This window comes from Collinsella aerofaciens (genome assembly GCF_028209395.1).
Lineage (GTDB): Bacteria > Actinomycetota > Coriobacteriia > Coriobacteriales > Coriobacteriaceae > Collinsella > Collinsella aerofaciens_AZ.
This window is the reverse complement of sequence record NZ_JAQLDQ010000001.1, coordinates 121,868-141,224: the sequence shown is the minus strand read 5'-3', so window position 1 is coordinate 141,224 and position 19,357 is coordinate 121,868. Positions and strand designations below refer to the sequence as shown.

Annotated in this window: 12 protein-coding genes; all 12 read right to left on the bottom strand. The window is 58.9% G+C overall.

Annotation, left to right across the window (positions count from 1 at the left end):
• Positions 1 to 21 precede the first annotated feature (21 nt).
• Positions 22 to 990: a hypothetical protein gene (locus PMW67_RS00570; RefSeq protein WP_271738497.1), complete on the bottom strand. Its 969-nt coding sequence runs from the start codon at positions 988 to 990 to the stop codon at positions 22 to 24.
• A gap of 510 nt (positions 991 to 1,500) precedes the next feature.
• Positions 1,501 to 3,147 (bottom strand): isopeptide-forming domain-containing fimbrial protein, encoded by a 1,647-nt coding sequence (locus tag PMW67_RS00565; RefSeq protein ID WP_271738496.1) that lies wholly within the window; start codon positions 3,145 to 3,147, stop codon positions 1,501 to 1,503.
• Positions 3,148 to 3,267: 120 nt separating this feature from the next.
• Positions 3,268 to 4,938, bottom strand: a complete 1,671-nt coding sequence (locus tag PMW67_RS00560) for a SpaA isopeptide-forming pilin-related protein (protein WP_271738495.1) — start codon at positions 4,936 to 4,938, stop codon at positions 3,268 to 3,270.
• Complete coding sequence (locus PMW67_RS00555; RefSeq protein WP_271738494.1) at positions 4,931 to 8,341, bottom strand: Spy0128 family protein; 3,411 nt, start codon at positions 8,339 to 8,341, stop codon at positions 4,931 to 4,933. The genes PMW67_RS00560 and PMW67_RS00555 overlap by 8 nt, the downstream gene beginning before the upstream one ends.
• Before the next feature lie 503 nt (positions 8,342 to 8,844).
• Positions 8,845 to 9,666 carry an HAD family hydrolase gene (locus PMW67_RS00550; protein WP_271738493.1) on the bottom strand — a complete coding sequence of 274 codons (822 nt, stop codon included), beginning with the start codon at positions 9,664 to 9,666 and terminating at the stop codon, positions 8,845 to 8,847.
• A 209-nt stretch (positions 9,667 to 9,875) separates the two neighbouring features.
• Positions 9,876 to 11,162, bottom strand: coding sequence for an MFS transporter (locus PMW67_RS00545; RefSeq protein ID WP_271738492.1), 1,287 nt, complete (start codon positions 11,160 to 11,162; stop codon positions 9,876 to 9,878).
• 236 nt (positions 11,163 to 11,398) lie between these two features.
• Complete coding sequence (locus PMW67_RS00540) at positions 11,399 to 12,847, bottom strand: glycoside hydrolase family 1 protein (RefSeq protein WP_117563637.1); 1,449 nt, start codon at positions 12,845 to 12,847, stop codon at positions 11,399 to 11,401.
• 663 nt (positions 12,848 to 13,510) lie between these two features.
• Positions 13,511 to 14,950, bottom strand: coding sequence for a PTS transporter subunit EIIC (locus tag PMW67_RS00535; protein ID WP_117635881.1), 1,440 nt, complete (start codon positions 14,948 to 14,950; stop codon positions 13,511 to 13,513).
• A 118-nt stretch (positions 14,951 to 15,068) separates the two neighbouring features.
• Positions 15,069 to 15,914, bottom strand: a complete 846-nt coding sequence (locus PMW67_RS00530; RefSeq protein ID WP_271738491.1) for a PRD domain-containing protein — start codon at positions 15,912 to 15,914, stop codon at positions 15,069 to 15,071.
• A 248-nt stretch (positions 15,915 to 16,162) separates the two neighbouring features.
• Positions 16,163 to 16,747 carry a histidine phosphatase family protein gene (locus PMW67_RS00525; protein ID WP_117563640.1) on the bottom strand — a complete coding sequence of 195 codons (585 nt, stop codon included), beginning with the start codon at positions 16,745 to 16,747 and terminating at the stop codon, positions 16,163 to 16,165.
• Positions 16,748 to 16,989: 242 nt separating this feature from the next.
• The gene (mobB, locus tag PMW67_RS09740; RefSeq protein ID WP_271738490.1) at positions 16,990 to 18,291 is read right to left on the bottom strand and encodes a molybdopterin-guanine dinucleotide biosynthesis protein B; all 1,302 of its coding nucleotides are present in this window, start codon (positions 18,289 to 18,291) and stop codon (positions 16,990 to 16,992) included.
• 4 nt (positions 18,292 to 18,295) lie between these two features.
• Complete coding sequence (moaA, locus tag PMW67_RS00515; protein ID WP_271738489.1) at positions 18,296 to 19,351, bottom strand: GTP 3',8-cyclase MoaA; 1,056 nt, start codon at positions 19,349 to 19,351, stop codon at positions 18,296 to 18,298.
• Positions 19,352 to 19,357: the final 6 nt, after the last annotated feature.

The following is a 19,357-nucleotide window of genomic DNA, read 5'->3' as shown; positions in this document are numbered from 1 at the left end:
GTTCGAATTCTTGGAGACCTTCTACAGCGCTTCTTGCCATGGATATTCCTTTCCAAACATGCGATCGACTTCGAGCTGAATTCGCTCATCGTCGATTGCCGCCAAAGATAGCGCAAGCGAAATGTCATCGACGCAGGAGGAGTCGGCAAACACAGGCGCATAGCGCCACACTTGGATCATCGCCGTCTCGTTATCCGGCAACTCCCCGTCTGCGACTTCGAGGTCGCTCAGTTGACGCCATGTACTTCTTAAGACGGCCTTTTGTTCCATGCCCGGCGCAGCGAGCATCGAACGCGCGGCGAGCGCCGTCTCCCCGGCGTCAACAAGATAGTCGATCTGCGGCGTCTTCCTTGCAAAAAAGACCTTCGAGACAGGCGAGGAGAGCTCTGCCATGTGCTCACTGAGCAGAAGATCAACGGCAACAGGGAACACGACGACACGTCGCTCGAAACGCTCGCGCCTCGCGAGCCCCCTGTCAACAAGCTCGGTTATAGCCTCACTTGCGCGGCTTGCCGAGATCCCAAGCGCACGACAAAGGTCATAGGGACGATATGGCTCCTGGGCTGCTCCCCAGATTGCGGCAGCCTGTGCGTTGGGTGACATCTTGGTCGCGTGATTATGAAACCGGGCACCGCCCCTCTCCGTGCAAGCTGTGCCCATAAATGGAAGAAAAGCCTGTCTACCGGGGCAAACAAACGGAATCCCTTGTGCAACCAATGCTTTGCGCTGACGTGCATCGGCATCAGGAAACGAAACGACAACAGGAGTCTCCGCGCGCAAGGCTAGCTGACTATAGACTCTCTTAGCCTCGGGAAGCCCGACGCCAGTAGGCAAGCTTGCAAGCAAAAACGAAAAACCGCTTGCGTCAACAGCGCAGACTTCAATCGTCCGCAGATGCAGCGGCAAGTGTGCGGATCCAGGCCAAGTTTTGGTCTTGGCGGAAAGGCCTAGTGCTTCTTGTAAGTAGATTAGTGCTTCGTTCATTTCCATTGTTTTCGTTCGATTCCAGTTTGTATTGGAATTATACATAATTTTCGGAATTAAAGAGATACCGTTCGTGCCTAAGCCTACATTTGCGTTTTCAAAATGTCCCGAATCGACTGGGCGATTCGGGATACAATGTCAATAGAAAACGACGCACCCCGCGTAAGTGTACGAGAGCGCGGGCGGCCTAGTTTTCTGGTTTTGTTAAATGCCCGGGATCCGACCCCCGGGCATTCTTATTTGCGCTTGTTGCGGCGCAAATGCCTTCTAACGCCCGCACTGCGCGTGCGCCTACGGACCTTAATCCGAACCTCATACGAGTCAAGAAACGCGATGACGAACGCCCGCATCGGACGATGGAGGCTGGCTGCGTTATCCAAAAAAACGGGGCAAACTCCAGTGCGGAGTCTGCCCCAAAAAGAGAATGGCAAAGCAAGAACGTCAATGGACGAGAAAAGTGTCCGCAAGTCTCATGGCCATCACATCCCACCTGCCAAAGGGATGGGTGAGCGAGCGTTACTCCTGCTCGGACTCCTCAGCCTGCTTACGGCTGCGGATGAGGTGCGCCACGCCGATGCACAGCACCGCGCCACCAGCGATCCAGGTGAAGGTCACGCCGTTAAGGCCAGTGAGGGGAAGGCCGGAGCCCTTCTTGTTCTTGACGGTAAGGGTGACGGTGCCGCCGTTGCCGACCGGATCGAGGACGAGGTCGGATTCGCCCTTGGTCGCGCTGACGGTCAGGGTGTTATTGCCCTCGTCCTGGTTAAGACCGGACGCGGAGATGGTCAAGGTAAATTTGGGCAGGGTGTTATAGACGTCGAGGGCATGGGTCTCCTTGACGGTGTAGGTGCCGGCGTCAAGGCCCTTGACGTTAATCTCGCCGTTTTTATCAGTCGTGAACTCATGCTCGTTGGGCCCAAGCGAGCCATCTTCTTGGACGTACAGGCCCTTGGAGTTGGAATCGTCGGGTTCGGTGGCTTGGATGGAGAACCTTACTCCCTCGAGCTTAATGGTTTCCTTGGCAGAATCCTCCTTGATGAGCTTGAGCGCGTAGGTGTAGTCGCGCACGGTATCGGACACGGAGGTGCCGGTACCCTCTGCCATGGGGTTGTTGGAGTAAACGAGCTTGACGGTGTTCTCGTTGCCGTTGCCGCCCACGACGATATTGGCGTCCTTTTTGGGGTCGAGCTTGGCGGTATACTCGACATAAATCTTCGTCTGCGCGGAGAGATCGGCCACGGCGGTCTTGAGGTCGGTGAACTTGACAGTCAGGGTCGACTTGCCGGTGGTTGCGTCGGCGGTGACGTCAGCAGTGTAGTTGTTGTCTGCCGCGATCGCAGTTGCAGTATCACGATCCGTCCCGGCGTAAACCTTGATGCTGCCTTCGTCTGCGGTCAGGCCGGCGGACAGTTCGTCGTAGAACTCATACTTGTACGCGCTAAAGGACGCAACGTTGTCAGCAACAGTGCCGGTAAGCTGGTAGTTCACGTTCTGGCCCATCTGCGAATCGGCCTTGTCCGCCCAGTTGCTGTTCGACTTGTTGTCCTTGACCTTCTTGGTCACGGTAGGAATGCTGGTCTTCTCGGTAACGGTCACGGACTTGCCACCAACGAGGGCAAAGATGGGCGAGGTACCGGTGTTGGGCTTAGAGGCGTCCAGCACGTCGGTCACAAAGAGGTAGTAGCCGTTGCTCGGAGCGGTAAAGGTTGTGCCGGCATCGAAAGAAGTGCCCGTCTGGGTGGAATTCTTGGCCACGGCGTCCGCGATCTTGTAGAGCAGGTCGCTGTTTTTCACACAGGTCTTGTCAGTGGTGTCCCGCACGTTCTGGGCGAGGTAGTCCGCGACGTCCTCGGCGGTCGAGGAGTCGTTGATATTGGGGGCCGCGACCTGCTTGAGAACACCGATGACGGCCTTCTCCGTCTCATCGTTCGCCCAATTAATGTCCGAGGCGACCTTGGATTCGTTCTGGTCCACAACCTTGGCCCTAAAGATCTGATACGCCTTAAACTTGGTCGTGCCGTTCTTGTCGGCCTGCGAGATTGTAATCGTATTGTCACCCTCAGCAAACGCCATGGTCACCGGGGCCATGACTCCGCCGAAGCTCAGGGCTGCGGTGAGGCCGGCGGTTACTGCCAGGCGTGCGATGTTCTTGGTTGTTTTCATGTTGGGACCTCTTTCTTGGAGGTTGCTTTAATTCTTGTCATCACCAAAAGTCAGCAGGCTCATTTCCCTGCGCTCTAATCGCTACGGAGGCAGTACGCCATTGAGCAGGGGGGGGGACAATTATTTATCATGGCGACCTCCTCCCCGCTTGATGACGAGCGCGACGACAATAGCCACTACTCCGATGACGACCAAAGCCGTCACCAACACCAACGTTCTATCTCCTGTCGAGGGCATAAAGCCTCCGGTGGTAATGCTAGGGGGTGTGCCGGTGGGCGTGTTAATGAGCGACGCCTCCAGGCTGCCCGTCGACCCGTCCGCGCTGTCGGCGCGCAGGGGCGACTCGGCAGTGATGGTGAGCTTGGGCTTGGCGGCGGCCACCTGGTCGACGTCCAGGCCCTCGGCCTTGACCGTCACGGAGCGCGTGCCCTCAAAGGCGGTGTAGCCCTTGGGCGCCTTGAGCTCACGGACCTCCAGCTTGCCCGAGTCCACGCCCGAGACGGTCACGCGGCCGTCCTCGCCCGTGGTGACGGTGGCCTTACCTTGCGCATCCCACGTGCTGTCGGCCGCCAGTGTGCGACCGCGGTCGTCGGCGATGCTCAGGACCGCCCCAGCAAGCGGCTTGTCGCCGTCGCTGCCGCGCTTGGTGAGCGCGAGATCCCAGGTGTAGGCACACGCGTCGTCGCTCGGCGTGCGGGTAAAGCCGGCGTCACCGGACTGGTCGGCAAAGGGAGAGCGCGGGTAGTGCAGGTAAACCTCGTTGGGGTTGCCCTTCGCGATGCCGTGGTTGCATGCGCTGTTGAGCGGCGCGTTGTACACGGCGACCACGCGGGCGCCCACGGTGAAGGCATCGGCCCCGCCGAGCGCGGCGATCAGGTCGCCGGTGCGCACGGTGAAGGTCTTGCCGTCGGCCGCTACCTTGGTGGCGCACTGGGCCGTGATGTCGGTCCAGCCCTTCGCGGGCTCGGTGCCGGCGCGGCCGTCCTTGCCGGTCTGGACCGCGTCAAAGCCGCCGTCCGCGCCCGCCGCCACGTACACGCGCATGCTCGCGGCCACCTTGGAGGGGTCGAGCCCCGCGCTCATGGTGTCGACGAACCGCACCGTATAGGTGTCGTAGGCAGCAAGACCCGCCGGGACCGTGGCAGAGAGGCGCCAGTACAGGTCGTCGGCGACCGTGGCGTCGGCGGCCTTCTGCCAGGCGGCGGTGCTGTCCTCCAGCACGTGCTTGGACACCTTGGGGGTCGCGGCCTTGGGCTTGACGGTGACGGCGCTGCCGCCGACCAGGGCCATGATCGGCGCGGTGCCGGCCTCGCCCTGGGCGATGGCGTCGTCGTCGGCGACGATGAGCCAGTAGCCGCAGGGCAGCTCGGCCGCCGTACCCGCGTTAAGGGCCACGAACACGGCGCCAGAACTCTGGAGGGAACGAGCGAGCTGTGCGCTCAGCGCGCCCGTAAGGTGGGAATCGGTGTTGAGCCACTCGGCAGCTTCCTGCGCGGTGGTCTGGGAATTGGGCATACCGGCGCTGTGCAGCACAGGCAACACGGCATCGCGCGCGGCGTCGCTTGCCCAGGCGAGGTCGGTAGCAATCTTGGCGTCGCCGTTGTCGTCGATAACGTTGGCGCTAAAGATCTGGTAGGCATCGTAGCTGCGCGCCACGGTGCCGCTCACCGTGATGGATCCGGTCGCGCTCGGCGCGGCCTGCGCGGATGCGGGGAACACAACCGCGCAGGTGCCGATCAAGAGGGCAAGCAGCGCAAACAAGATCGGGAAGGAGCAAACTTTCTTATTCACGACGCTCACCTCCCTTCGCGCTCGCCTTGCGACGAACGTGCATCCAGGCCGCAGCAGCGCAAAGCACCGCCGCGCCGGCAAGGTACGTCAGAGTGACGCCCGACATACCAGAAAGGGGCAAAGAGGTGGAGTAGGTGTTGGTGAAGGTGGGGTTGGAGGTGTCGGTGAGGTTCTGTTCTTCGGCATCGACGTCTGCTTTCCAGTTGCCATCGGAGTCAACGGTTCCCTTCATGTAGGTCACCGCACAGTCGATCCTTCCTTTGGTGTTATCCGTTGCCACAACCTTGAACCTATAGACAGACTGATCAAACTTGTAATGCGGATAGGTCGAGCTTTCGCCCTTCTCGCGCACATAGTACGTGAAGGTCTTGGAGGCGCCACGGCCAGTAGAGTCGGTCTTGAGCTTGTCGAGTTGATCGAGTTTGTACTCAATTTCGTCGAAGCTCCGGGTCTGAGACTTCTTGCCGTCGGCAGCGGTGAGAATCTCGCCCTTGGGGTCGGTCTTAACCGTCGTGGCATCTTTGAAGTCCGCGTTATTCGCAAACTCGAGCGTGAACTCCTTCATCTCGCCGCCCTTTACGACCTTGGTCACCTTAGGAGTCCAGGTGCCGGTAGAGGTGTACGGAGTGTACTTGTTGGTGAAGGTCTTTTCCCCGCCGGGGCCGTTAATCGAATAATAGCCTTGGTCGTCCTTTTCCAGCGAGTTAGTTGAATCTCCCGGACTCACGCTTGTGATCGTGTAGTTGTGAACGTAAAGAGGAACGTCCGAGTTTGGATTTTCCCTGCTCGGCACCTTCATGAGTAGCGTTTGGTTGTCCCGAACCGTCACCACAATCTTGTACACGGCTGGGTCGTACGTGATGTCGAGATCATTGCCAGCATTTTCGACCAAGTAGTATGTAATCTTGTTAGCCTCAACAGTCTTATCAATGAACTGTTCGCCAAGGTCAAAGGTGATGTTACCGTCCGCATCATTCTTGGCGGTTCCGACCAAGGTGCAGCCGCCACTGTTGAATGTCTTGTCATTCCAAGAGGGCTCCGTCGCGCCATCCGAATCCTTACGGTAGACCGAGAAGGAGAACTGGTCTTTGGCGAGCGCTATGCTTTCCTCGGTCTGCTTATTTTTCATTTTCAGCGCCTTGGTTGCCTTCAGCTTAAGGCTCGGATAGACATACGTATCCGCAGGCACGCCCAAGTACAGGTCGCCGTTCGACATGATGCCGCCGCCATGGTTCCAGGAATAATTGCCCGTGATGAAGGTTGTCGCATTTTTCTGTACTGCTTCAGTCGCCGTATTATCCGTGGCACTAACACCCGAAGTCAGACCGATGCTATTTTTTACCTGAGCAACACCGTTGGCGGGGATGGTGATGCGATCCGTTAGCTCAATGCTTCCCGAATACTTGGCGTCTATATCGCCAAGCATCTTGCCGGTTACTACTGCGACCGGCGTTATGTGACCTTCCGCTGCGAGGAAGAAATCGGCATGACCACTGTCACGAAAAACATGTTCGCCGTTTTTATCGACCGAGTTATAGGCGTACTTGTCTTGAGTCTTCTTGTGGCCGCCGCCAGAAAGATGAGGGTTACCATTATTGTCATTTTTATCGTAAGAATTAGCGTTTTGAGCGTCAGCGTTGCCAAAGATTGCCGTGCCTTCAGTGTTCGTTACCAACGTCTTGCCCGTCGGGCAGACTGCAACGCCACCACCATAGCCACCAGCGGTATTGCTGCTTATATACGAGCTGTATACAAAGAGCCTGCCAGCATTAGATGCGTCGTTATCCGAATCGCCCTGAACGAAGACGCCGCCTCCGCCCCAGTCAAAGCGAGACATGCAGTGGTTATTAGTGATGTAGACTGGGCTATCTTTTGACGCTCCACTTATCATCGCGTCAACCTTCTGGCCCACTCGAATGCCAGCACCCTCAGATTTGTAGCTCACGTTAGAGGCAATATTTCCTCCCGTAATGTCGAGCCATGCCATACTTTGTTGGCCAAGATTGGTAACGTAAACGCCGCCGCCAGCTTCATCAGAATAATTGCCAGTAATCTGGCCACCGGAAATGATGACATGAGTGCCGTTATTGGCAGCAAGTCCGCCGCCGCCATGGTCACCCTGGCCATCGATGCCGCAATACCTGGCGTATTTATTGTTAGTGATGTAGCCACCAGAAACGGTCACACTACCGCCCGAAACCAAGATGCCGCCACCGAGACCAACCGCCTCGCCGTACGTAGCGTTGCCAGAGATGATTCCACCCGTAAGCTTCAAGGTGGCTCCTCTGTCAGCATAGATGCCGCCGCCAGAAGCTGCCTTGTTTCCCGCGACCACTCCGCCTGTCATTTCGAGGCTGGCTTTCGCACCCGTTACGCACAGGCCACCGCCCCAGCCACCGCCATTGCCGTTGGTGACGTAACCGCCCTCGATTTTGACCGTACCCTGAGAAAAAATCACATGACCGTCGTTACTCAGGTTGGCAGCCGTGGTAATCATGCCGCCCTTGAGATTGAGTATGCCGCCCGCTTCAACGTTGACCACATACTTTACGGAACCGCTTTCCGATGCTGCATCAATAGCGCCAAAGCCCGTAACGACATGCTCGTACGTAGTCTCGGTGGTGCCAAGTCCATTTGTATTGGGCGTGCTCTTAGTCTCATAGTAAGTAAGACTCTTAGGAGTGACGTTATTAGAGCCGCTTCCCTTTTCCCACTCCATACTCGCAAGCTGACCCGCCGGCGTCTTGGCCGTATCGACCGGTCTTGATACATCATTTGTTTTTTTGCTTAAATCCTCGATAGTGAGTGTGGCCCTTTCTTTGACCAAAAAGAAGGAGTCTAAGCCGCCAGAACGGTTACAGAGCATGTTGCCGTTAAGATCGATGGTGGTGTTTTTGCTGATAGTGATCCGCTTATCCGAATAGGCAGGACCCGTCAGTTGAAACTTGCCGCCGCTGCCGAATTTCCCAGAAACATCACCATTTACCTCGGCATAGTCATCGTCACTGACGCTGGCGGGGGCAATTGCGTTTTCGTCGCTATTTTCATCATCAGAAGTCTGTGCGTCGGAAGGCTGCGCGGCGCCCTCGGCCTCCGCGTCATCGGCTGTCGAGTCTGGTGCAACGGTATCCTCGTTCGCCTCATTCTCGGCATCGCCGCTATTCAGCTTTTCGGTATCCCCGTTGTTGGTGTTGTCTACATCAGTAGACTCACTTGAGGAACCCCCCCCCATCACAGTTTCCTCGGTAGAAACCGTCTGGGCATCATTGGCAATGGCCTGCGATATTGGAGGCATGACGAGCGACAGTACCAGGCTCAAAACGGAAGCTCCGCACAAAACGCCTGCCAGTACACGGCGCGTCGCTTTTTTGCTCTGCTTAGTTTTTTCTGAATTCGCTTTCATCGATGTCTCCTCCCCAAGAGACCGCGATCTTGCTCTTTCACCATCAAACGTATCTGCGCAATCTGTAATTGCGCTCGTTTAGTAATGCAATTATAACGATTGTTTAAACATCTGAGCAACAAAACCGACATTTTTGTAGCGAGTTCTCAATTCTCTTGACATTTACTCAGATTTACCTTCGTTTATTCGCTATCTATTTTTTGTTTCTGCTGGTAATTTAGTTGCCTATTATTATTTAATGGCATTAGTTTTATTTGCACAACATTTTGCTCAAGAGCGAACATCCTGTGAACGGTCGAAAATCGACCGTGAGCGGTGACTCATTAACCGGAAGGAATACCCTACCAAATTGATGAGAATATCTTTAACCCATCGGTGGTTAGAAGCATGATGTTCTGACGACCATATTTGAATTTGCGCGCAGATTTTAGGTATCAATTCGCCCAAATCGCCTGAGGCCGGCGCAAAGGCGCCTGCCCCCTTTGTGGTAGTTCTCCCCCGCGCTACAGCAGATGTTCCTCAATAAAGATCGCGATGCCGTCTTTGTCGTTGCTGGCGGTTACAAAATCGGCGGCGGCACGGGTGGCGTCGCTGCCGTTTGCCATGGCCACGCCCACGCCGGCGTCAGCCACCATGCAGGTGTCGTTATCGGCATCGCCAAACACGCAGATGTTCTGGAGCTCCATGCCGTTGAGCTCTGCCACGCGCACCAGGCCGCGCGTCTTGGACACGCGCGGATCCATGAACTCGTAGAGCCGCTGCGTGGTCTGCAGAGCCGCCGCCTTAACGGTGTTATCGGCAAACGTCGACGCCCGCTCAATCACCCGCGGCATTACCTCAGGCGCCATGGTAAACATCACCTTGGGCTGTGGCTCGCGCAAAAACTCGGCAAAATCGACCACCTGGTAGGGCACGCCGTCGACGCGCGACAGGTGCTCGACGCACGCGTTGCTCTCGGGCACGTAGAACACGCCGTCTCGGGGGCAGACGGGCGTTGCCGGAAGGTCCGCCATGTGCTTGCAGATGCGCGCGATGGTCTCGCCCGACAGCGGATAGCTCAGCTCGTTGATGTCGTGCGCGCGGTCGATGACCTCGGCACCACCGCAGCCCACGAGCACGTCCACCAAGCCTTCGATGCCCCAGAGCTCGTACATGGCCTCGGTCGCGTGGGCGTCGCGCCCGGTGCACAGGCCAAAGAGCACGCCGCACTCGCGCAGGGCGCGGATCGCCGCCACGGTGCGCGGGGACACCGTGTGCCGGCTCGTGAGCAGCGTACCGTCGATATCGCAGAACACGGCTTTGATGTGGCTGAAGGTGGCGTCCATGGGGGCCTTTCTGAGTTGTGCGGCGGTGTGGGGTGTATCTGGAAGTGGCGTTCATGGTATACCAAAGCGCACACGGGGCGCTTTGGCGCAAAACCACCACAAAGGTGCCTGGCCCTCTGTGGTGGTTGCGACGTCTGCGGGCCAAACCATCACAACATTCGACGTTTTTCGGCAAAATCGCGATTTTCATCGAATGTTGTGACGGTTTCTTACCGCTTTACGGCACGATCAAAATGCCTGCGACCAAACAGCAGCAACGCCGCAGGGACCGCCGTCACGACCATGCCTGCCCCCACGAGTGTCCGTTGTACGCCAAATGTTGCCGCCAGCCACGGGGCAATTGCCAGAGGGGCCACGCCAGCGAACATATTGCCAAAGCCCATGACCGAATTGACGCGACCAAGCTGCTCGAGCGGAGCCGTCGTTTGCACAATGGTGTTGTGGAGCGGGTTGACGACACCCCAAGCAATGCCCAGGGCGATCTGGCCGACGAGGGCCACGCCCACGTACGGCGTCCCCACATAGAGCAGACTTCCCAGGCCCACGGACATGAGCGCCACGAGCAGCGTTTTAAGGTTGACCAGGTGCGGCGGCAAGCGGAGCGCGAGGACGGCGCCCAGCACCGCGCCCACGCCGCAAGCCGACGAGAGCCAGCCCATCCACTCGACACCGACATGCAGAACATCACGGTAGAAGAACGACTCCAGCGGATCGAAGGCTCCGTAGCCAAAGTTCGAAAGAAAAATGATGCAGAAAAGTAGCGCGAGGACGCTGTTGGTGAAGACTGTCTTGATGCTGGTCGCGAAGGTTGCGCGGGCGGACGTGCTGGGGCTGGGGCCTTGCCCGGCCTTGTCCGATGTGATGCCACCGGTCGCGGGTTCGCCTTCGTGCGCGGCGGTCTGACCCGCCCGTGGCCTAAAGCCCCAACCGACGACGAACGCCAGCACGGTAAAGAGCATCATGAGCACAAACACCGCGCGCGACGACGCAGCCGCCGCGACAAAGCCACCCAACGTGGGTCCGACGATAATACTCACGTTTGAGAACATGGCGATGGCGGAGTTGATGTCTTTGAGCTCGACGGGATCATCGGTGAGGTAGGCCGGATAGGATGTGGCAATGGGCTGGGCGAATCCCATCGTAAAGCCTAGGAACACCGCGCCGAGCAGAACGATGCCGGTCGCGCTACCAAAGGCGATGATTGCCGTGCCAGTTGCAAGAGCGCCGATGATGCTCAGCAAGAAATGGCGGCGCGGACCCCAGGCGTCGAGCGCAGCGCCACCCGCAAAGGATCCCAGGATCACGAAAACGTTCATAAACAGAACGGCCAGCGATGTCGCCACGACTGAGGCATCGTCTGCATAGGTGAGCGTTCCGATGACGCCGATAAAATAACTGGTCTGAAACCCGGTGTAGATGAGAAAGCGCATCGCCACCAGCCGCTTGGCCTGCACGGACAGCGATGATTGAGGCTTTGAGAAAAGAGATGCGAGCATGGAGACTCCTTGTTTCATACGAATACGGGCGGTGGGCATTCGCCACCGTCTGTCAAATCAATCTATCCGCATGAAACATTAAGGACGCATCAGGACCCTTCTCTCCGTTTTTCGCCCGTCATGAACTACTTGGTAGATTGTAAGGCATGTCCCACACATCTACCAAAGCAAAAACCACCACAAAGGTGCCTGGCCCCTTTGTGGTGGTTGCGACGTTTACGCTGGTTGAGACTTGGCTAGGCCAGGTCGGCGCCGTTGGTGGCGATGACCTTCTTGTACCAGAAGAAGCTGTCCTTGCGGCTGCGGGCGAGCGTGCCGTTGCCGTCGTTGTCCTTGTCGACGTAGATGAAGCCGTAGCGCTTCTTCATCTCGCCGGTCGAGGCGCTCACCAAATCGATGCAGCCCCACATGGTGTAGCCCATCAGGTCCACGCCGTCCTCGATGGCAATCTCCATCTGCTTGATATGCTCGCGCAGGTAATCGATGCGGTAGCCGTCGTGAATCGCACCGTCCGCCTCGACCTCGTCCACCGCGCCCAGGCCGTTCTCGACGATCATCAGCGGCACCTGGTAGCGGTCGTAGACCTCCTCCAGGTAGTAACGCAGGCCCTCGGGGTCGATCGCCCAACCCCAATCGCTCTTCTTGAGGTACTCGTTGCCGGCGCCACCAAAGATGTTGCCCTGCTCCAGCAGCACCGGGTCAGCCGTGGCCGTGGCGCTCATGTAGTAGCTAAAGCTGTAGAAGTCGACCTTGCCGGCGGCCAGCGTGGCGGCGTCCTCGGGCGAAACCTCCACGTGCACGCCTTCGCGGCGCCACACGCTGGGCGCCCACGAGGGATACGCACCGCGCACCTGCACGTCGCCGCAGTAGAAGTTCATCTCGCGCTGCTGCTTTTGTGCGGCCAGAACGTCTGCCGGATTGCACGTGTGCGGGTAGCAGGCGTTGCCGGCGATCATGCAGCCGATCTTGTTCTGGGGATCGATCTGATGGCCCATGGTGACGCACTTGGCGCTCGCCAGGAACTGATGGTGCAGGGCATCGAAGCGCGCCTGCGGGTCGTCCCAGTCGCAGTCGCCAAAGGCCATGGGCGTGTCGGTTGCCTCGGGCACCATGCCGCCGCCCATCACGCCGCCAAAGCCGCCCATGAGCAGGCAATTGATTTCGTTAAAGGTGAGCCAGTAGCGCACCAGGCCCTTGTACTCGGTCATGACGGTGCGGGCGTAGTTGAGGTAGAAATCGATGAGCTTGGGGTTCTTCCAGCCTCCGTAGTTTTTGGACAGACCATAAGGCAGCTCATAGTGGCTAAGGGTGACCATGGGCTCGATGCCCTGCTCCTGACAGGCCTGGAACACACGGCGGTAGAACTCGATGCCGGCCTGGTTGGGCTCGGCCTCGTCGCCGTTGGGGAAGATACGGCTCCAGTTGATGGACATGCGGTAGCACTTAAAGCCCATCTCGCCAAAAAGCTTGATGTCGTCGAGATAGTGATGGTACATGTCCACGGCCTCGTGGCTGGGATAGTGGTACTGGGGCAGAATGCCGTCGGTAATGTGGCGCGGCTCGGAGACCGTGCCGCCGGTCATGATGTCGGGAACGCCGAGGCCCTTGCCGTCCTCGTTGTATCCGCCTTCGCACTGATTGGCGGCAGTGGCACCGCCCCACAGAAATCCATCGGGAAAAGCCATGTTGGCTCCTTTCGTACGTGTTGGGATGTTGCGTGGACGCCGAAGCGGCGTCCACGAGGTAATTTGCGTCCCGATCGGAGTTCGCGTTGAGTCGGCCGCCACGAAACCGGCCCATCTACTACGTTTAGTCGTGAACCCCCGACCACGCCGCAATTGTCAAAAATAAAACCGCAGGTAGACGGCTTGGCGGTTTTCGAAAAACCACCGTGTGGTTGGCCCCTACCACTTAAACGTAGTAGATAGGCCGGTTTCGTGGCGAGGCATGTTGCGGGACGCGCACGGACCGACCCATCGAAACTATGCCGGCTTAAGATATGCGGACGGAGCTGACGGAGACGACGTTTGCCCAGATAAAACCGACCAAAATAAACCTGTCCCTTATTGGCAGGTTCAAAACCATGCCGGTTTACGGGGCAGAACCAGTGCCCCTTGAGCATGCCAGAAACGGCAAGGACAAAACCGCAGGTAGAAGGCTTGTCAGTTTACGGAAAAACGGGGTATGGTCAGCACTCACCGTTTCAGCCCCGTAATCCGGCATGGTTTTGATTTTGGGCAGTCGCTCGGACGAGCGCATGGCATCTAGCCCCTTTGAAAAAAACCGGCGGGGCGCTCCCCCCCCCCCCCCCCCCCCGCCGGCTTGGTACCGAGTCTTTGTCGTTTGGGCTACTTGGCAGCCTCGGGCTTGTAGGTGGCAAACTCGATCGCAAAGCCCACGGCGGCACCCACGAAAGAGGCAACGATAGCCCAGATCATGTGGTTGATGCCGTTAACACCGGAGGGGTCGATGAAGGACAGCCAGTTGAAGACGCCCAGACCACCGGACATGTACACCACGGCGCCGGAGAGACCAATGATGAGGCCGCCCACAGCAGAACCGATGCTGGCGTTGATGAAGGCCTTCTTATCGGGCAGGGCGACACCGTAGATAGCGGGCTCGGTGACACCAAAGAAGAAGGCGGAGATCATGGCCGGCAGCGCGATACCGCGGAACTTCTCGTCCTTGTTCTTGAGATACATGGCGAAGAGCACGGCGCCCAGCGAGAAGGAGTGGGCGATAACGGAGCCCAGGATGTAGTCGTGGCCCAGAGTGGACAGGTTGACCAGCGCGATGGGCACGAGCGACCAGTGGAAGCCAAAGATGACCAGGCACATCCAGAAGGCACCGACGAGGGTGCAGCCCAGGAGGGAGCCGATCATGGGCAGGCCAAACAGCAGCGCGAAGAACTCACCAAGCAGGTTGGTGATGAGCGTGGCGATGGGGCCAATGACCAGATAGCCAAGGGTGACGGTAACGGTGACGACGATCAGCGGGGTGAAGAACATCTTCATAGAAGCGGGCATCCACTTCTTAACCCAGTGCTCGAGGGTGGAGCCAAACCAGACCATGAGCAGGATGGGGATAACGGAGCTGGTGTAACCCGAGGCAGGCATGATGAGCGGCAGGCCCAGGAACGTGGTGTACCAAGAGAAGGTGCCAGCAAAGCCGAGCTCGACGGAGCCGACAACCTCGCCCGAGGTCAGGGCAACCATGGTGGGATACACCAGGGCAAAGGCGATGGCCATGCCGTTGAACTCGCTCATCTTGAACTTCTTGGCCGCGGTAAAGCCAAGCACCACGGGCAGGAAGTAGAACATGCCGTCAGCGACGGTGTAGAGCAGCGTGTAGGCGCCGTCGTTGGCAAAGCTCGGGACCAGGAAGGTAGCGAGCGCCAGCAGGCCCTTCATGATACCGGCAGCGGCGAAGGTGCCGAGCATGGGGGCGAAGATGCCCGAGATGAGGTCGATGATCACATCGGTAACGCCCTTGGGAGCGGCATCGTCGTCATCGGCGTCGACGGCGCCGCCGTCGCTAAAACCGCCGGCCTTGAGAACGGCGTCGTAGACGTCCTCGACGATGTTGCCCACAACAACCTGGTACTGGCCGTTGGCGTGCATGACCTTGATGACGTTGGGCAGCTCGGAGATTGCCTCGTCATTGGCCTTCGACTCGTCCTTGAGCTTAAAACGAACACGGGTAATGCAGTGTGCGACGCATTTGACGTTGGACTTGCCGCCAACCAGCTCTACGATCTGGGCAGCAAGATCGTCGTATTTACCTGCCATGATCTGTCCTCTCTTTTCCAAATTTCGACAAAAATATCCCCTACCGCGAGCCGGTACCTTGCCCGCAGTTAGAAACCAAAAAGAATTGTTGCGATTGCCGCCGGGCTGGCGGCTTTACTCACTCGGTCTGCGAAGCCGATCGCAGACGGTTGATATGCATCATCAGATACAAGAGCTCCTCGTCCGAGCAGCTCTGCTTGAACTCTTTCTCGAACACGCGGTTGATGGCGTACGCACACTGGTAGGCCTCGGGAAAATCGCGGGCGGCCTGCATAAACAGTGAGGAGTTCTCGGTCTGCGTGCAGCTGCCCTTAACAAGGCGGCGAACCAAAAAGCGCAGGTGCGCAAGAAAGCGAATGTAGCAGTACGACGCCGTGTCGAGCGAGCAGCCGAGCTGCTTTTCCACGGAATGGGTTACCTCGTCAAGCACGCGGGTGCTCTTCATGATGAAGTCCATGTCCTTGGCGCGGCCCATGCCGTCGACCTCGGCGTTAACGATGTGGAGCGCGATGCTCGTGGCCTCGTTCTGACCCAGCTTGGCGCCGGTGTGCTTTTGCACGATGGCGAGCGCGGCCTGACCGATTTCGAGCTCACGCGGGTAGATGAAAGCCACCTCATGCTCGAGCGGGTTGGGAGCGCTGATCTGGTCGTCGTCGCGCTGAACGGCAAACTGCAGGTGATCTGCCAGGATAAAGGGCAGGCCACCGGACAGCTTGCAACCAAGCTGCTGGGATGCGAAGCAGGCAATGTCGCTTGCCGCGAGCAGAACGTCGTCGGTAAGTGTGCCGACCATATCCTGCAGGCTCTCGGGAACGTTATAGAATTTGCGCTGGATGAGCGACTCATCGGCAAGCTCGTAGGGCATCTCGTGAAAACCGATGCCCTTGCCAAAGACAACAACCTCTCGGCCGTCATCGCTGGCGGCGAGAGCAACGTTATTGTTGATCTTCTTTAAAATGAGCATGAAAAAACTCCTCGGACATCGGCGCTAGACGACGGGGCGATATTCCTCGTCTTCTATTATGCGCAAGTGATGCCTCCAGAGGAGTAACAAACTTGTGAGCACGTGGGCGATTGTAGGATGAAACTTGCATGCAGCGTAAGCCCCATTGGTGCGAAAGTCCGCTGAACGGTAGGAAATCGCCTGTAAACGGCAAAACCACCACAAAGGTGCCTGGCCCCTTTGTGGTGGTTTTAGCTGATGCCCCGATGTTACTCGCGCGGGGTGCCGTAGGGGTTGTACAAATCTGCAAGAGCAAATGTGCCGGTAGTAGCATCAAAGTCGAGTTCGAGCACACAGCAGTTGCCAATGCGGTGCTTCATCTTGAGCGGCTCCACGCCCACGCCGCGCATGACCTGAGCCGCTGCGGCGCCATGGCTCACGCACAACACGCTCTCATGTCCAGGGCGCTGCATGAACTCGGTGATGGTCGCCATCATACGCTCGCGAAACTCGACTTCGCCCTCGCCGTCATACTGCTTGTAAAAATCGCCGTACGGCAGGCGCGGATTCAAATCCTCGCTCGCGCCCTCAAATTTGCCAAAGTTCCACTCCTTAAGGCCCTTGACGCGCTCGTAAGGCTGACCGGGGAACGCAAGCTCAAGCGTGTCGCACGCACGCTCGGACGTCGAACTGTACGCATGGTCAAACGTAAGGCCACGCCCTCGCAGGGTCGCACCGACAGTTTTAGCCTGCTCGATTCCCAGCTCGGTGAGCGGCGAGTCACACCAGCCCTGCTTGCGACGAAGCAAGTTAAAGAGCGTTTGACCGTGACGCATAAAGTACAGTTTTGACATGAGGCCTCCGTGATCGCAATCGTTTGTCAGCGATTATGACACCTTGAGCTAACTTTAAGTCAAAGCTTTTTTGCAAAAACCACCACAAAGATGCCTGTCCCTTTTTGGCATGTTATGGCAGCGCAGCGAGCCGGTTCCAAGTGCCCCAGGTCGCCCCGAAAGAGGAGCGACGCGTACTTTGGTACGCGAGCGACGGCTTGAGGGGCGAGATGGGGTGCTTGGGGCCGGCGCAGCGTCAAGCCTTAAAGGTGGTCTTGGATGAGATCGCAGATGGCTCGGGCGTCGTTGATGTTGATGGCTCGGGTCGCAAAACCGGCGTCGAAGGCCTGACGCGCCAGGGCTTCGTTGCAGGCAAGGGCCAACGTGTGACCGTCGACCAGGTCGAGCGAGCTCTTGCCGCGCAAACGGTCGACACCCGATCGCGCGACGACGATGTTGTCGAAGCCCTCGGTCTTGTAGCCCTCGATGATCACCACGTCAACATCGTTGTAGCGCGACAGCAGCTCGCGCGCGGGCATCTCGTCCTCCTCGCGCGTGTCGGCGTACTCCGCCCAGCGCGTGGCGCAGATGAGGCCCACGTGCTTGGAGCCGGCCTGGTGATGGCGCCAGGTGTCCTTAGCGGGCACATCGATATCAAAGCCGTGGTGCCCGTGATGCTTGAGCGAACCCACACGCAGGCCGCGGCGGGTGAGCTCGGCGATAACCTTCTCGACGAGCGTTGTCTTGCCCGAGTTTTGGTAGCCGATAAACGCGATCGCGGGGACGGCCGGTTTCGGAGCTGCAGGCGCGACGGCGACGGGTGCGATCGCGGGCGCGTCGCCCGCGGCCCCCACGGCCCCAGTAGCAGCGGCCTGACGTTCGGCACGATCCCACACCCCCGAGCGGCCGCCCTCCTTGTGCAGCAGGCGCACGTCGACGATCTCCATGCCGCGATCGACCGCCTTGCACATGTCATAGATGGTCAGACACGCGGCACTCGCGCCGGTCAGGGCCTCCATCTCGATACCCGTCTTGCCCGTCACGCCCGCCGTAACCAGCACGTGAAAGCCAACCTGCCCGTCCGCGCGCGCCGGTGCCCAGCCCTCGGGCATGTCCTCGGCCGGCGTCCCCGCCGGAGCGATGGGCGCAATGTCGCACTTGCTCTTGGTAATGAGCAACGGATGGCACATGGGGATGATGTCGCTCGTACGTTTGATGGCCATAATGCCCGCCACGCGCGCGCAGGCAAGCACGTCGCCCTTTTTGGCGCGGTCCTGCAGCACCATGGCCTGCGTCTCGGGGTGCATGAGGATGGTGCCCTCGGCGATGGCGATGCGATGGGTCTCGGCCTTGTCGGACACGTCGACCATGCGAACCTCGCCCTTGGCGTCCACGTGCGTCAGCTCGTCGCGACGGGCGTCGCGGGCGGGCTCGGCGGCAGCGCTGGCAGTCGGCTGCGCGGACGCGTCGGCGTTGCCAGCATTCGCTGCAGCCGTGGCTTTATGGGCAGACATCGCGGCCCTGCGAGCGGCCTTGGTGGCATCGGCGTACCTGCTCTTGGCCATATGATCATCCTCCGATTTGGGACATAAATCGTTGCGTTCCCTCAATTATCGCGTGTTCCTGCGGTTTGTGGGCCACGGCATCGCGCCAAATCGAAAGTACCTGATTATCATCACCACGGCGCAGCGCCTCACGCACCGAATACTCGGCATCGCTGAACAGGCACGGACGCACGTTGCCATCGGCCGTCAGGCGCAGACGGTTGCAATTCGCACAAAAATGGTTGGACATGGCGCTGATGAAGCCGACTGTTCCCGCCGCGCCCGGAAAGTGCCAATAGCGCGCAGGGCCCGCGCCGGCAGGAGCGTCGTTGATGTCGAGCGGTTCAAGCTCGCCCAGTCCCGTCGCGGCGGCCCCGGCATTGATGCGCGCCCGCAGCTCGTCGCTCGGCACGGTATCGCTCGCGTCCCACAACTCGGGATTGAGCGCGGGCGCGTGAGGGTCTACGGCACAATGCGAGCTCGTGTGCTCGTCGCCGATGGGCATGTATTCGATAAAGCGCAGGTGGATGGGGCGGTCGACGGTCAACCGTGCAAGGGCCGCAACATCCTGGTTGAGCCGGCGCACCACAACGCAGTTGACCTTAACGGGCTCAAAGCCCCAAGCCAGCGCTGCGTCGATGCCAGCCATGGTCTGCTCGAGTCGGCCCAGGCGCGTGATCTTTCCAAAGAGCGTAGGGTCGAGCGTGTCGAGCGAGATATTGACGCGGTCAAGCCCAGCGTCTTTGAGCTGCGGCACCAGCTTGGGCAGCAGGGCGCCGTTGGTGGTGAGCGAGATGTCCTCGATCTGCGGAATCGCGCGGATGTCGCGAATGAGCGGAATGATACGGCGGCTGACCAGCGGCTCGCCGCCCGTCAGGCGCACGCGGCGAATGCCCTCTCCCGCTACCAAGCGCACAAAGTGGGCGATTTCCTCGGCGCTGAGCAGCTCATCGTGCGCACGGGGTGCCACGCCATCGGCCGGCATGCAGTAAATGCAGCGGAAATTGCACTTGTCGGTAACGGCAATGCGCAGGTAGTTGATATCGCGGCCAAAGCCGTCATGTTGCACGTGCCCGTCCACGCAGCC